Origin of the sequence: Oceanimonas pelagia (assembly GCF_030849025.1) — a bacterium.
Classification (GTDB): domain Bacteria; phylum Pseudomonadota; class Gammaproteobacteria; order Enterobacterales; family Aeromonadaceae; genus Oceanimonas; species Oceanimonas pelagia.
In genome coordinates this window covers 2,349,329-2,363,075 of record NZ_CP118224.1, presented here as the reverse complement: position 1 = coordinate 2,363,075, position 13,747 = coordinate 2,349,329, and the positions used below count along the sequence as shown (strand labels likewise).

At 59.2% G+C, this 13,747-nt stretch carries 14 protein-coding genes; 7 read left to right on the top strand and 7 right to left on the bottom strand.

Features of this window, described 5'->3' with window-relative positions; genetic code table 11:
- Positions 1–17: 17 nt before the first annotated feature.
- From PU634_RS11245 to PU634_RS11235, 3 genes are all read right to left on the bottom strand, one after another.
- Positions 18–1,442, bottom strand: coding sequence for a vWA domain-containing protein (locus PU634_RS11245; RefSeq protein WP_306760897.1), 1,425 nt, complete (start codon positions 1,440–1,442; stop codon positions 18–20).
- A 1-nt stretch (position 1,443) separates the two neighbouring features.
- Positions 1,444–2,898 (bottom strand): AAA family ATPase, encoded by a 1,455-nt coding sequence (locus PU634_RS11240; RefSeq protein ID WP_306760896.1) that lies wholly within the window; start codon positions 2,896–2,898, stop codon positions 1,444–1,446.
- 72 nt (positions 2,899–2,970) lie between these two features.
- Positions 2,971–3,585, bottom strand: a complete 615-nt coding sequence (locus PU634_RS11235; protein ID WP_306760895.1) for a LysE family translocator — start codon at positions 3,583–3,585, stop codon at positions 2,971–2,973.
- 112 nt (positions 3,586–3,697) lie between these two features.
- On the opposite strand from PU634_RS11235, the gene PU634_RS11230 reads away from it, so the two are divergent.
- The 6 genes from PU634_RS11230 (at position 3,698) to PU634_RS11205 (ending at position 10,079) form a co-directional block, all read left to right on the top strand.
- The gene (locus PU634_RS11230; RefSeq protein WP_306760893.1) at positions 3,698–4,609 is read left to right on the top strand and encodes a LysR substrate-binding domain-containing protein; all 912 of its coding nucleotides are present in this window, start codon (positions 3,698–3,700) and stop codon (positions 4,607–4,609) included.
- Positions 4,610–4,697: 88 nt separating this feature from the next.
- Complete coding sequence (lpcA, locus tag PU634_RS11225) at positions 4,698–5,279, top strand: D-sedoheptulose 7-phosphate isomerase (RefSeq protein WP_306760892.1); 582 nt, start codon at positions 4,698–4,700, stop codon at positions 5,277–5,279.
- A 5-nt stretch (positions 5,280–5,284) separates the two neighbouring features.
- On the top strand, positions 5,285–6,070 hold the full coding sequence (locus PU634_RS11220; RefSeq protein ID WP_306760891.1) for a class II glutamine amidotransferase: 786 nt from the start codon (positions 5,285–5,287) through the stop codon (positions 6,068–6,070).
- Between the two features lie 46 nt (positions 6,071–6,116).
- Complete coding sequence (locus PU634_RS11215; protein ID WP_306760890.1) at positions 6,117–8,489, top strand: Lon protease family protein; 2,373 nt, start codon at positions 6,117–6,119, stop codon at positions 8,487–8,489.
- Positions 8,486–9,250: an adenine nucleotide alpha hydrolase family protein gene (locus PU634_RS11210; RefSeq protein WP_306760889.1), complete on the top strand. Its 765-nt coding sequence runs from the start codon at positions 8,486–8,488 to the stop codon at positions 9,248–9,250. Before PU634_RS11215 ends, PU634_RS11210 begins: the two co-directional genes overlap by 4 nt.
- 277 nt (positions 9,251–9,527) lie before the next feature.
- Complete coding sequence (locus PU634_RS11205) at positions 9,528–10,079, top strand: hypothetical protein (protein ID WP_306760887.1); 552 nt, start codon at positions 9,528–9,530, stop codon at positions 10,077–10,079.
- 253 nt (positions 10,080–10,332) lie between these two features.
- Here PU634_RS11205 and PU634_RS11200 read toward each other — a convergent pair whose 3' ends face one another.
- Both PU634_RS11200 and PU634_RS11195 read right to left on the bottom strand, forming a co-directional pair.
- Positions 10,333–10,872 (bottom strand): hypothetical protein, encoded by a 540-nt coding sequence (locus PU634_RS11200; RefSeq protein ID WP_306760886.1) that lies wholly within the window; start codon positions 10,870–10,872, stop codon positions 10,333–10,335.
- 70 nt (positions 10,873–10,942) lie between these two features.
- Positions 10,943–11,440 (bottom strand): hypothetical protein, encoded by a 498-nt coding sequence (locus PU634_RS11195; protein WP_306760885.1) that lies wholly within the window; start codon positions 11,438–11,440, stop codon positions 10,943–10,945.
- 111 nt (positions 11,441–11,551) lie between these two features.
- Between PU634_RS11195 and PU634_RS11190 the strand changes: the two genes are divergently transcribed.
- Positions 11,552–11,851 carry a hypothetical protein gene (locus PU634_RS11190; protein ID WP_306760884.1) on the top strand — a complete coding sequence of 100 codons (300 nt, stop codon included), beginning with the start codon at positions 11,552–11,554 and terminating at the stop codon, positions 11,849–11,851.
- Positions 11,852–12,018: 167 nt separating this feature from the next.
- Here the strand turns inward: PU634_RS11190 and purN are convergent, their stop codons facing one another.
- Positions 12,019–12,657 (bottom strand): phosphoribosylglycinamide formyltransferase, encoded by a 639-nt coding sequence (gene purN, locus PU634_RS11185; protein WP_306760882.1) that lies wholly within the window; start codon positions 12,655–12,657, stop codon positions 12,019–12,021.
- Positions 12,654–13,691, bottom strand: coding sequence for a phosphoribosylformylglycinamidine cyclo-ligase (purM, locus tag PU634_RS11180; RefSeq protein WP_306760881.1), 1,038 nt, complete (start codon positions 13,689–13,691; stop codon positions 12,654–12,656). The genes purN and purM overlap by 4 nt, the downstream gene beginning before the upstream one ends.
- Positions 13,692–13,747: the final 56 nt, after the last annotated feature.

The window sequence follows — 13,747 nt, the reverse complement described above, 5'->3', positions numbered from 1 at the left end:
GCATATTCAAAGTTCGGTCAGGCCCTGGCCGCCTGCTCCAGGCTGCGCCAGTCGCTGAACAGGTGCACAGGATCACACACCTTGCGCATGGCGTGCAGGGCGGTGGCGTAGCCCAGCTGCAGGCCAAACAGACGCACACCCAGGGCCTCCTTGCCGTGCTCCACCTGGGCTTGCAGCTCTCTGGACACTTCAAACTCGCCATCGCTTACCAGCAGAATGTCGGCCTGGCGCCATTCCTGCTGTTGCAGCCGGGTGAGGGCGGCATTGAGCGGCGTGCTCACATCGGTGCCGCCGCTGAAGGAGCCGCGCAGCATGTCGAGCAGCTCGGGCAGGGTCAGGGTGTGATTGTCGAGCACCAGCAATTCACCGGCACCGCCAAACAGATACACCAGACAGCCCCTTTGCTGCTGTTTGGCCATACGCAGGGCTTCCAGCACCATGGCCTTGGACACCTGCTCGGCCAGGCCGTGCATGGAGGCGGAGGTGTCCAGGCACAGAATAATGGGGCCCAGCTGCGTGCCCTTGCCGTCTCCTTCGCCCTTGCCGGCCCGGGGCAGGGGCCAGTCGTTGCCGGCATCGATGGGCATGACCCCGGCCACGGCGTAGCTGAGCAGGCTCTGCTCGGCCCGGCGGGCGTGCCACAGCATGTGCAGGGACGGGTGCCCGAGCAATGCCGCTTCCAGCGCCAGCATGCGTGACAGGTTATCGGAGCGGGTAATGCCCTGGGTTTCCATGGGAATGCCCGGCAACCGCCGCTCCCGGGGGCCGTTGTCGCGGGGGCTCATCATCTGCTGCAGCTGGCTCAGGGTGGCGCTTTGCTCCGGATCCGGCCGCTGCTGGCCCATGAGCTTGAGCAGCTTCTGTAACTGGCGAATGTCCGCCACCCAGCGGGCCAGGCGCAGCAGATCAAACCAGGCACGGTCGCGCAGAGTGCCGTTGTCCTTGTCGGTGCCGATGGCCGGTGCGATGCCGAACTCCTCGGCCACGTCATCCAGCGCCTGCCACAGGCTGATGCGCTGCTGCCACTGCTCCGCCAGTTTGGCGAGGGCTTTGCGCGTGTGCCGGGCCCGGGCGCGGCGCTCGGCCCGCTCGGGTGTGATGCCCTGTTGCACCAGCAGGCCGGCGGTGGCCGGCCAGGCCAGCTCCACCTGCTCCAGCACCAGCAATATGTCCTGCACGATGGCCCGGGCCACGTCCGGGGTTTCCCTGCAGTATTCCAGCGCACTGGCGCGCACCAGCAGCTGGCGAATGCGTCGCTCCGTGCTGGTGCTCAGCCAGTCGCCGGGGGCCGGCAGCCGGCCCTTGTCGAGCTCGCTCAGCATGGCCAGCACCCGGCTGGCCCGGGGCAGCAGACTGCCCAGGGGGTGGGTGACCACCAGGCTGAACAGGCTCTCGGGCAGTTCGCTTAAGGGCGCCAGGCCAGTGGGTTGTGCGGGGGCCATGTCAGTCTTCAACCGGCAGTTCGGCAAAGGCCTGGCGCAGTGCCAGCAACCGCTCATGCTGGCGGCTGAGGGCGGCCTGTTGCTGCTCCAGCTGGGTGCGGGCACGCTCGCCCAGCGCCGGGCTCAGCCACAGGTGCTGGCGAAGCCGCTGGTCCAGGTCTTGCTGCTGGGTTTCCAGCCATGCAAGGTAGTGGGCCAGCTCGTCGATGCGTTCATCCAGCTGGCGCAGGCGCGAGGCCACATGGCTGGCGGGCCAGGCCCTGGGCTGCAGGGCGCTGGGGCGCTGATAGCTTTCCATCAGCGGCTGGTATTGATCCAGGTTGCCGCCGAGATTTTGAATTTCCTGCTCGGTAAATACCGAGTCGGGCAGCCGGGGCTGGCGATAGAGCAGCTGGCCGGATTCGTTGCGTTTGTGGCGCTGGCCCCTGGCCTCGGTGACCGGCTGGCCCTGCTCGTCGAGATAAAGCTGATAGCCCTGCTCGTTGAGGGACGGCAGCACCGGATCGGCGTCCTGATCCAGCCGTTCCTGCCAGCTGTCCACCAGCTCGCTCACCAGCTGCGGGCTGAAGCCCGGATCGGCGGCAATGTGCTCGTGCAGCCAGTCGGCCAGCCGGCCCTGCTGCTCCGGTTGCTGCCACAGACAGTGGGGCAACAGCCAGGCGTCGAGCAGGTCGGCCTGTGGCTGGCCATTGCAGCAGGCCGACACCTTGAGCAGCTTGACCACCTTGCGCCAGCGCCGGTCCGACACCGGAATTTCCTGCTCCGCCAGAAAACGGCGCAGGCTGTGCAGCAGGCGGATCAGCGCCGGCGACAGCGGCAGCTGCCCGGCTTTTTGGCGCAGCGCGGCCAGCTCGGTGCCGGTTAACTTCAGCTCGGCCGCCGGGGCCTGATAGTCGTGGTTCAGGGTAAGCAGGCCGGTAAAGGCGTCGTCGCCCACCGGGGCCACCTGGTAACGCAGCAGAAAGCGATCGTACAGGGCGTTGAGCTCGGCCCCTTCCGGCAGCTCGTTGCTGGCGGCGATCACCGACACCAGCGGCACCGGCAGGCGTTCGTTGCCGTTGTCGAACTGGCGCTCGTTGAGCAGGGTGAGCAGGCTGTTGAGAATGGCGCTGTTGGCCTTGAAGATTTCATCGATAAAGGCGATGGACGCCTCGGGCAGGTAGCCTTTGGTCTGGCGCAGGTAGCGGTCCTGCTCCAGCGCCTTGATGGACAGGGGGCCAAACAGCTCTTCCGGCACCGAGAAGCGGGTCAGCAGCCGCTCAAAATAGCTGCCGTCGGCCATCAGGGTGTGCAGCCGGCGCGACAGCTCGCTCTTGGCGGTGCCGGGCGGGCCCAGCAGCAGCAGGTGCTCGCCGGAAAGGGCCGCCAGCAGGGCCAGCCGGGCCGGTGTTTCCCGCTCCAGCAGGCCCTGTTGCAGGTGTTCGATAAGTGCCGCAATGCGGTTTTTTGCGTCCATGTGCCAGACCTGTAAGTAATTTGTATTAAAAGCTTGGCAACATTGTACTGAAAAAGCCGGGTGTGACCACTGTCACGAAAACAAATCCAGCCACCGAACGCCGTTATAAAGCACACCGGCCATGCCCATCAGCAACAGCAGCCAGGCCGAGAGCCGGCCAACCCGCTTGCCCTGTTTGCCCGTCATCCAGCGGCCGATAACCCAGATATATAACGACAGCACCAGCAGATCGAACAGCACCCACAGGCCGGACAGGATCAGCAAGCTGACGCTTGTATTTTGAGTAATGCTGATGAACTGGGGAAAAAACGCCACAAAGAACAACAGATCCTTGGGGTTGGAGATTCCGGTCCAGAATCCTCTGGCCACACCACCGCCGGTGGCGTCAGCCGCGGCGCTGGCCGGGCTGTCCCGCAGATCCTGCCAGGCACTCACACCGAGGTAGGCAGAGCCCGCCAGCGCCAGCCCGTATAGCCGTGGCTCCGGCAGAGTGAGCAGGCCGGCCAGCATCAGAACAGCCAGCGCCATCAGCACCAGGGAGGCGGCATTGGTCCCCAGCACGGTGACAAAGGCCCGGCGAGCGCCATGGCGGGCGGCGGTGCCGGTGATCAGGGCCACCACCGGGCCGGGGGTTAAAAGCAGTAACAGCACGGCCCCGATGTAGGCCAGCAGCAGGGTAAGGTTCATGGTAATGACTCGGCACAATAAAAAGGTGCCTGCATTGTTGGGGCGGCGCCCGTGCTTGAAAAGCGGATAAAGCTGCCATTTAATGTGAGCTAAACTCAATATGGAGCCCGCCGTGTCACTGCCGCCGCTGTATGCACTACGCGCCTTTGAGGCCGCCGCCCGTTTTGGCTCTTTCAGCAAGGCCGCTGCCAGTCTGCATGTGACGCCTGGCGCGGTAAGCCGGCATATCCGCACCCTGGAAGACTGGTTCGGCTGTGAGCTGTTTGTGCGCAAGGGCCCCAGAGTGGACATTACCAGTGCCGGAAAAGTGCTGGCCGGCCAGCTGGGCGAGGGCTTTCAGTTGCTGGAAACCGCCTGCCACGGGTTTCGTCGCCAGCAGCATGAGCTGCGGCTGAAGGCCCCCTCCACCCTGACCATGCGCTGGCTGTTGAATGTACTGAGTGAGTTTCAGCAACGTCATCACACCCCGAAAGTGCAGATCAGCAGTGTCTGGATGGATGTGGACGAGGTGGATTTCAGCCGGGAAGCCTTTGACTGTGCCATTTTGCTGGGTAATGGCCAGTTCGGCCCGGGCACGCAAAGCCAGCCCTTGTTTGATGAGTGGCTGATTCCTGTGTGTGCACCGGCACTGGTGCAGCAGGCCAGGCAAAATCTGGCCGAGTGCGAGCTGATCCATCCTTCACCGGACCGGCGCGACTGGCAGCGCTGGCTTGCCGCCACCGGCCGCAGCGAGCAGGTTGAGCTGCTCAGCGGCAAGGTGTTCGACACCCTGGAGCAGGGCAGTCTGGCGGCCATCAGCGGTCACGGCGTCTCGGTGGGTGACCTGCTGTTAAGTCTGGACGCCGTTAACAGCGCGTTGCTGGCGCTGCCCTTTAATACGGCGGTGGCCACCGGTGACGGCTATTACCTGGTCTGGCCCGCCAACACCCGGTGCCGGCAGCAGATTGATGTCTTTTATGAATTTATTGCCGGTCGGCGACCCTCGGACCTGCCCGAATACATTGAGCAGGTGCGGCTGAATTAACCCGAGGGCCGCCGCCGGACTCCTTCGGCTTTTCGCTTTGCAGCACTTGTGCCAAAATGCCCCTTTACCGCAAGCAAGAGGCCATTACATGTATCAGAATCTGATCCGCAGCGAGCTGAACGAAGCCGCCGAGGTGCTGAGCCGCTTTCTGGCCGATGACGCCAACATTGCCGCCATTGAGCGGGCTGCCAGACTGCTGGCCGACAGCTTCAAGGCCGGCGGCAAGGTGCTGTCTTGCGGCAACGGTGGCTCTCATTGCGACGCCATGCACTTTGCCGAGGAGCTGACCGGCCGCTACCGGGAAAACCGCCCCGGCTATCCGGCCATTGCCATTTCCGATCCCAGCCATCTGTCCTGCGTGTCCAACGATTTTGGCTACGAATTCGTGTTCTCCCGCTATCTGGAGGCGGTGGGCCGGGAAGGGGACGTATTGCTCGGCCTGTCCACCAGCGGCAACTCGGCCAATATCCTCAAGGCCATTGAAGTGGCCAGGGCCAGGGGCATTCGGACCATTGCCCTTACCGGCAAGGACGGCGGCAAGATGGCGGGGCTGGCGGATGTGGAAATTCGCGTGCCGCACTTTGGTTACGCCGATCGCATTCAGGAAGTGCACATCAAGATCATTCACATTCTGATCCAGCTGGTCGAAAAGGAAATGGAGCAAGAGTAAGCCGCATGTGTGAACTGCTAGGGATGAGCGCCAATGTGCCCACCGACATCTGTTTCAGCTTTACCGGCCTGATGCAGCGGGGCGGGCGCACCGGCCCCCACAAGGACGGCTGGGGCATTGTCTTCTACGAAGGCAAGGGCCTGCGTACCTTCAAGGATCCGCAGCCGTCCAGCCAGTCGCGCATTGCCCAGCTGGTGCAGGAATACCCCATCAAGAGCTGCGCCGTGGTCAGTCATATTCGCCAGGCCAACCGGGGCGGCATCGCCCTGGAAAACACCCATCCCTTTACCCGGGAGCAGTGGGGCCGCTACTGGACCTTTGCCCACAACGGCCAGCTCAGCGGTTACAAAAAACTGAAGACCGGCCGTCACAAGCCGGTGGGGGACACCGACAGCGAACTGGCCTTTTGCTGGATATTGCACGAGCTGGAACGAAAATATCCGCGCAAGCCCGGCAACATGGCGGCCATGTTCCGCTATGTGGCCACCCTGTGCGATCAGCTGCGCGGGCTGGGGGTGTTCAACATGCTGCTCACCGACGGCGAATACCTGATGACCTACTGCAGCAACAACCTGCACTGGATCACCCGGCGTGCTCCCTTTGGCCCGGCCCGGCTCATCGACGAAGACGTGGAGATCGACTTTCAGCAGGAAACCACCCCCAACGACATCGTCACCGTGATTGCCACTCAGCCGCTCACCAACAACGAGCAGTGGCACAAGATGCAGCCCGGCGAATACAACCTGTTCTGGCTGGGAGAGCGGGTGGCGAGCAACGGCCCCACGCCCTGAGGCTTATTGGCTAAGCTTTGTGCAGACTGTCTGCACGAGGCTGGCCATGACCGCTGTTTTCCCCCTTGAACCCCAGCGGCTTTATCGCACCTGCGATGAAGCCCTGTTTACCTTTACCACCACCGACGAACTCACCGACAGCGGCGCCCTGGTGGGCCAGGAGCTGCTGCTGGAAGCCCTGTCGTTCGGCACCGGCATTCGCCGCCAGGGCTTTAACATCTACATGATGGCGCCGGAAACCTGCAACCGGCATACCCTGATCCGGCGCTTTCTCAGCGGCCGCGCCGAAAGCGAGCCGGTGCCGGCGGACTTGTGTTATGTGCATGGCTTTGAGGAAGCGATACGGCCCGAGCTGTTGGTGCTGCCGCCGGGGGTGGGCCGGCGCCTGCGTGCCAGCCTCGACAAGCTGGTGGAAGAATTGCTGCTGTCCATTCCGGCCATATTTGAAACCGAGGAATACCATAACCGGCTGGACGAGCTGAACCAGCAGCTGGCGGAGCGTCAGACCGCGGCCATGAGCGAGATCAAGGCCCTGGCCGAGGCCGAAGGCGTGGCGCTGCTCAGCACCCCCACCGGCTTTACCCTGGCCCCGAAAAAGGACGGCGAGGTGCTCGATGCCCGGCACTTCCGGCAGTTGCCCGAGGCGGAGCGAACCGCCATGGAGCGGGCCATTGAACGGGTGGAAAAACGGCTGCAGGAGGTGCTGCAGCAGTTTCCCCTGTGGAAGCGGGAAACCCAGCAGCACATTCAGTGGCTGAACGAGGAAATGGTGATGTTCGCCGGCGGCAACCTGATCGACGAGCTGCGTGCCGAATACGCCGGCTGCGAGCCGGCCATTCATCATCTGGAAGCCATTCAGCAGGACCTGTCCGGCAACGTTAACCTGCTGCTGGCCCACATGCGCGAAGGCGAGTTGCCGGCCCAGCTGCTTACCCGTTACCGGCTCAACCTGCTGGTGGACAACGCCGACACCAAAGGCGCGCCGGTGGTGTACGAAGACTGGCCCAACCTGGCCCGGTTGCTGGGTCGGGTGGAGCACCATGTGGAGCAGGGCGCACTGGTCACCGATTTTACCCTGATCCGCGCCGGCGCCCTGCACAAGGCCAATGGCGGCTACCTGATCCTCGATGTGCAGCGCCTGCTGCAGCAGCCCATGGTGTGGGAGGTGCTCAAGCGGGCGCTCTATGCCGAGGAGATCCGCATCGAATCCCTCGAGCGTTTTTACAGCCTGGCCAGTACCGTCAGCCTGGAGCCCGAGCCGGTAGCCCTGGAGCTGAAGGTGATCCTGATCGGTGATCGAAGGCTGTACTACCTGCTGGCGGCCCATGATCCGGACTTTGGCAAGCTGTTCAAGGTGCAGGCGGACTACAACGACGACATTGAAGTGACCAACGAAAACCTGCAGCGCTACGCCCGTTTTATCGGCTGGCTGGCCCGCCAGCAGGATTTGCGTCCGCTTACCCGCTGCGGTGTGGCCCGGATGATCGAATATGCCGGCCGGCTGGCGGATGATCAGCAGCGGCTGTCGGCACTGACCGAGGAGCTGACCGACGTGCTGCAGGAAGCCAACTACCTTACCGAGAGCAAAAGCCAGCCCCATATCGACGGTGATGCGGTGGAGCGGGCGCTGAGTGCCGGCCGGCGGCGGGCGGCGCGCATACACAGGCGCATGGAAGAGTCGATACTGCGCGGCAGCAAGCTGATCGACACCACAGGCAGTGTGGTGGGGCAGGTCAACGGCCTGACGGTGCTGGATCTGGGCAACTACCGTTTTGGCCAGCCGGCACGCATTACCGCCACTGCCCGGCTGGGCACCGGCTCGGTGCTCGACATCGAACGCGAGGTCAAGCTCAGCGGTGCCGTGCACGCCAAGGCCATGCTGATCCTGTCCCGCTTTCTCAGCCAGCGTTATGCCGCCGAAGGACCCATGGCGGTATCGGCCAGTCTGGCTTTCGAACAGTCCTACGGCATGATTGAAGGCGACAGCGCCTCGATCGCCGAGTGTTGCGCCCTGATCTCCGCCATCGGGGAAGTGCCCCTTAACCAGGCGCTGGCGGTGACCGGCTCCATCAACCAGTTTGGCCGGGTGCAGCCCATCGGCGGGGTCAATGAAAAGATCGAGGGCTTTTTCGAGCTGTGCCATGCCCGGGGGCTGGCGCCCGGGCAGGGGGTGATCATTCCCGCCGCCAATACCGACAACCTGATGCTGAACCGGGAGGTACGCCAGGCGGTGGCCGAAGGCCGGTTTTACGTGTATGCGGTGTCGGTGCTCGACGAGGCGCTGGCGCTGCTCACCGGCATGGAGGTGGAGCAAGTCAACCGCCGGGTGCGGCAGCGCCTGACGCGGCTGGCCGAGGTACAGCGCCGGCTGCACCGCCACGACGATGACACCGGCGGTGACGAGGAGAACAACGCATGATGCAGCGTCTGGTCTGGTATCTGGAGCTCGGCGGTGGTGAGCTGGAGCAACTGGAAGCGGTGGTGGAGCTGGCCGCCGGCCAGGGAGCGAGCCTGCGCACCGTGTTTGTGGAAAACGAAGCCCTGCTGCGCTGCGGCGAGCTGCCCTGCAGCCGTGAAGTCAGCCTGCTGACCGGGCGTATTCGGCCGCTCAGCAGCGAGCAACTGGCCCGGCAACTGCGCCGGCGCCGGGAGCGTGCCGAGCAGCGGCTGGCGGTCCTGACCCGTCAGCGGAAGCTGGAATGGAGCCGGGAAGTGACCAGAGGCCGGCGCGAGCAACTGCTGAGCGCGGCCGGCAGCGATGAACTGGCGGTCATGATGCTGATGGAGGGCGAGCCGCTGCCGGCCTGGCTGGACGGACTGCGCCGGCCCCTGCTGTTGCTGGGAGCCCGCTTTCGTCCGCTGAATCAGCTGCTGGTGGCGCTGGATGAGGAGAACGACAGCGAGCTGCTGGAGCAGGGCCAGGCCCTGGCCGGCCGGGGCGGCTGGCCGCTGTGGGTGCTGGTGCCGGCGGCGCACATGGAGGCGCGGGCGCCGGTACTGGCCAATCAGGGGCTGAGCAAGGCGGTGTTGCCCCTGCGCCACTGGTCGCTGGCCGCCTGGTTGACCGCCGCCACCGACCGGGCCTGCCTGTTGCTGGCGCGGGCCGACAGCCCGGCACTGGCAGGGTCCAGCAGCACCGGCATTAACGCCATGCTGTTGTTGCCTGGGAAAGGGGAGTAAGGTTTACGACGTTGCCCGGCATTTTGTTACCGGGCGGTGCCGTTCGCTGAAAGGTGCTGGGGCTGTCATGTTGAACTTAATTCAGTGCCGGCACAACGGTATCAATGTGTGTCATTCCGGCCTTGAGCCGGAATCTTGAAGCAGAAAGAAAGCCATAAAAAAGAATGCTTAAGCATTCTATTCTACACTACACTTGAATTATGTTAATTGACGCTCAGGATATATTGAGGTTTTTTAATAATTGAATATGCTAAAAAACGAAGTTCAAGGAGGTAATGTGAGAGGGCGCGCTATTTTATTACTGCTTTTTTTGACGGCTTGCACATCTCAAAATAATAATGAGCGTGTTGATTTTTCAATGGTTGATGGGTCATGGATAGCACATCCAATGCTTTGCACTACCTTCTACCCCCAAAATTCTCAGGAATGTACTGAAGTATCCATCCAGCGACACTATGAAGAAAAAACAAAAAACACAGCTCAAGCTAAAATGCTTAGAGGTAAACTTAATATTACAAACCCTGATTTAGAGGTTTTTATTTTAAATGGTGTTAATGTAAATGACAAAGGCGAACTAGTTCCATATGGTGAGTTCTCTTTGTTTAAGATAATGCAAAGGGGAGAAGGAAAAGATGATATACTTTTATATGGCCTAGCAACCTACCCCTACTACTTGGCCGTATTTAAGGAAGATGCAAACATTAACCTAAAAGAAATAACTTACAATAATAAGCTATATGAAGTTATAAGGTGTGGAGTTATGAGTGATGCTATAAAAAACTCACTTAATAAGCCAAGTTTTCTTATAGTGCCAATATCTTGCTATTAATTAATGTTTTTAATCTCACTTTTCTTTTGTTAGTTCTGATTTGATCTGGTGCACACCTTGAGGGTGTGAACATCAGGTTGAATTAGAACTAATGTAATTTGAAATTGATTTTAATTGTACTGTCGCAGAATTTAAACTGTGCACGGCGGTACTTTTCAGCAGAATGATTATGAGTTCTAGTATTTTAAAAAAAGTATCAAAAGCTAAAGTTCAGCCAGAAAGATTATTTGCTAATGCAACTGTTCTGTTATGTTTAAAGTTGCTGGCAATACTCCTGTGCTTTCAGTCGGGAAGCGGTAAAGCCGTTGAGGCTGAAACTGTCCCTGGTAATGTCGTTTTCTTGGGTAAACACATCAGGATAGAGAACACTTACATCAATATTCTGCCCCTTACTCAGCAACTCAACTAATGTAGGGGTTGCCTTGATGTAACTGAGGATCATGATCAGGGTATTGGGTGTAAGTTCTGCTGTGCTCACTAGCGGTGCATTAAGTCCGAAACGCGTATTATCAACCTGGAATAACATGGGAAGCTCTCTTCCTTTAAGAGTAGAAATTTTACTGTTTTCACTGGACCAGTACATCAATAATGTATCGTTGTCACAATCGCCCTTGTGTTTGGAAAAACCAAACTCTCTTCCCCAAACCACATCGCCATGTGATGAGTAACTGATCATTTGGCTATTATCGTGTCGGGTGACTTTCCAGTCTTTATAGGTCCACTCCACTTCCATTGCACTTGAACTCTGGACTAAAAAAACCATTGATAACATAGTGCCTAACAAGTGATTCATGATATTCCCTTACATTAAAAATTTATTATTGCCACCGAAGGAATCATAAACTTTCCTTGCGTCTAAAAAACTACCTCATTGAATGTCGAAAAAGCTTAGGCTCACCAACTTCTTCATTAACTCTACACTTGCCTATACTTGCCAGCGCATAAATCATCATTTTTTTATCACCAGATTCCACCATTTCTCGCACCCGCCTTTCACATTCTTCATCCCTACCCAAATAAGCGAAACACTGAGCGACTACGAGATGAACTCTTTTATCGTTATAATCACCCTGTGTATCAAGGTGGTAATTAAAAGCATCTATTGATCTGTCAACTTCATCTTGTGTTATTTTTGATATGGCTTGGGAGCACTCTCTAGAACCTACTGAGTAATAGTTATTATCAAGATTAATTAGACCAACCCCAAAGTAATTGTGATCATTCCCTTCAAGGGGATCTCCGGAGGAATCATACCCTTTAACATGAATATACTCATGAGGTTTACTGTAGTCAGGGGGCTCATTTGAAGTCATTTTATAAGCGAGAAACGCTGCCCCACCTAAAAAAATCCATTTATACATATCCACTCCTCTCATCATCCATACCAAAAGTAGTAGCTATCATCTGGACTTGCAAGAAACTAGGAGCTGACCTAGACATATATGACTCATAAAAAACTGGAGGGAATGAAAATGAATAAAAGCATCTTGCAAGCATCTGACTATGAGACAGAAAAAGCAATCATCCTTACTACAATAAATGGAGGGAAGTTTGATGCAATACTGAGATTGAAAATTGAAGATGCAGAGTGCCAAGTGACGGTTACAGATGTAGAGAAATCAAAAGACTGTTGCTATCAAGGGATTATAGACACGATAAGAAAGGATGGTGAACAGAAGCATGATTTAAAGTGTAGGGGTAAAGCAATAAATTTCTGTGAAAGGCATATAACTCATAAAAACACCGAAGCCCCTGCATTTAAAAGATCATAACCTTCTCATAAATAAGTGGAGGGAAAACCTCCGCTTACAGTCAGACAATGAGGTCTGACAGTCGGCAAGAACCGAACATGTAAGTCATTGATTTAAATGTGTTCTAGGTCATTCAGAATAAAAAAAGAATGCCGAAGCATTCTTTTTTACGCTCAACCAATGTTGGCTTACTCGCCGGCGTGACCTTCGGGGGGCAGGGGCTCACCGTCGAGCCAGGCCTGGCCGCCCTTCATGGCCAGCCGGCCGTCACAGAACCAGCGCACCGCCAGCGGGTAGATGGCGTGCTCCTGCACCTGCACCCGGGCCGCCACGGCGGCGGCGTCATCGTCGGCAAACACCGGCACTCGGGCCTGCAAAATCACCGGGCCGCCATCCAGCTCCTCGGTGACAAAGTGCACGCTGCAACCGTGCTCGTCGTCGCCGGCGTCGATGGCGCGCTGGTGGGTGTTCAGGCCTTGATATTTCGGCAGCAGGGAAGGATGAATATTGAGCATTCGTCCTTCATAGTGGCGCACGAAGCCGGGGGTGAGAATGCGCATAAAGCCCGCCAGCACCACCAGATCCGGCCGGTAGCCGTCGACGAGGGTCATCAGGGCGGCGTCATAGTTTTCCCGGTCGGCAAAATCCCGGCCCGGCAGTACTTCGGTGGCCACACCGGCCAGCCGCGCCCGCTCCAAGCCGTAGGCGTCGGCCTTGTTGCTGATCACCGCCACCACTTCGCCGCCCAGGCGGCCGTTGGCCGCCTGATCCAGCAGGGTCTGCAGGTTGCTGCCGTTGCCGGAGATCAGCACCACAATGCGTGTCATTTGATCTCGACCTGCTCGGCGCCGTCGGCGGCCTGCTCGATGCGACCGATGACCCAGGCGTTTTCACCGGCGTCCTGCATGAACTTGACGGCGGCGTCGGCCTGGTCGGCGGGCAGGGCGATGATCATGCCCACGCCGCAGTTGAAGGTGCGGTACATTTCATGGGTTTCCACATTGCCGGCCTGCTGCAGCCAGGTGAACACCTCGGGCCATTGCCAGCTGGCGCCGTCGATCACCGCCTTGGCGCTCTCGGGCAGCACGCGGGGAATGTTTTCCCAGAAGCCACCGCCGGTGATGTGGCTGAGGGCGTGAATATCGAACTGCTTGATGAGCTCCAGCACCGGCTTCACATAGATGCGGGTGGGGGCCATCAGGGCGTCGGCCAGGGTTGCGCTGCCCAGGGGCTGGTTCAGGTCGGCACCGCTCACTTCCAGGATCTTGCGGATCAGGGAATAGCCGTTGGAGTGCGGGCCGCTGGAGCCCAGGGCGATCAGGGCGTCGCCGGCGGCCACCTTGGTGCCGTCGATAATGCCGCTTTTCTCAACCACGCCCACACAAAATCCTGCCAGATCGTAGTCGCCGGCTTCGTACATGCCGGGCATTTCCGCGGTCTCGCCACCGATCAGGGCGCAGCCGCTCAGCTCGCAGCCTTCACCAATGCCGGTGACCACATCGGCGGCGGTGTCGACATCGAGTTTGCCGGTAGCGTAGTAGTCGAGAAAGAACAGCGGCTCGGCGCCCTGCACGATCAGGTCGTTGACGCACATGGCCACCAGATCGATGCCCACGCCCTGATGACGCTGAAGATCAATGGCCAGGCGCAGCTTGGTGCCCACCCCGTCGGTGCCGGCCACCAGCACCGGCTCCTTGTAACCGGTGGGCAGCTGGCACAGGGCGCCAAAGCCCCCGAGACCGCCCATGACTTCCGGGCGCTGAGTGCGGCGGCTGACGCCCTTGATGCGTTCAACCAGGGCGTTGCCGGCGTCGATGTCGACACCGGCGTCTTTGTAGCTCAGGGGTTTGTTCTGCGTCACGTGTTGTTACCTTGTCATTGGTGTTGAGCCCGTTCGGCGCTCTCTGGCACCGTGGC

Bases quoted from the DNA above. Each gene is read 5' to 3' on its own strand.
- PU634_RS11245 (WP_306760897.1), bottom strand. From the start codon at position 1,442: ATGGCCCCCGCACAACCCACTGGCCTGGCGCCCTTAAGCGAACTGCCC.
- PU634_RS11240 (WP_306760896.1), bottom strand. From the start codon at position 2,898: ATGGACGCAAAAAACCGCATTGCGGCACTTATCGAACACCTGCAACAG.
- PU634_RS11235 (WP_306760895.1), bottom strand. From the start codon at position 3,585: ATGAACCTTACCCTGCTGCTGGCCTACATCGGGGCCGTGCTGTTACTG.
- lpcA (WP_306760892.1), top strand. From the start codon at position 4,698: ATGTATCAGAATCTGATCCGCAGCGAGCTGAACGAAGCCGCCGAGGTG.
- PU634_RS11220 (WP_306760891.1), top strand. From the start codon at position 5,285: ATGTGTGAACTGCTAGGGATGAGCGCCAATGTGCCCACCGACATCTGT.
- PU634_RS11215 (WP_306760890.1), top strand. From the start codon at position 6,117: ATGACCGCTGTTTTCCCCCTTGAACCCCAGCGGCTTTATCGCACCTGC.
- PU634_RS11210 (WP_306760889.1), top strand. From the start codon at position 8,486: ATGATGCAGCGTCTGGTCTGGTATCTGGAGCTCGGCGGTGGTGAGCTG.
- PU634_RS11200 (WP_306760886.1), bottom strand. From the start codon at position 10,872: ATGAATCACTTGTTAGGCACTATGTTATCAATGGTTTTTTTAGTCCAG.
- PU634_RS11195 (WP_306760885.1), bottom strand. From the start codon at position 11,440: ATGTATAAATGGATTTTTTTAGGTGGGGCAGCGTTTCTCGCTTATAAA.
- PU634_RS11190 (WP_306760884.1), top strand. From the start codon at position 11,552: ATGAATAAAAGCATCTTGCAAGCATCTGACTATGAGACAGAAAAAGCA.
- purN (WP_306760882.1), bottom strand. From the start codon at position 12,657: ATGACACGCATTGTGGTGCTGATCTCCGGCAACGGCAGCAACCTGCAG.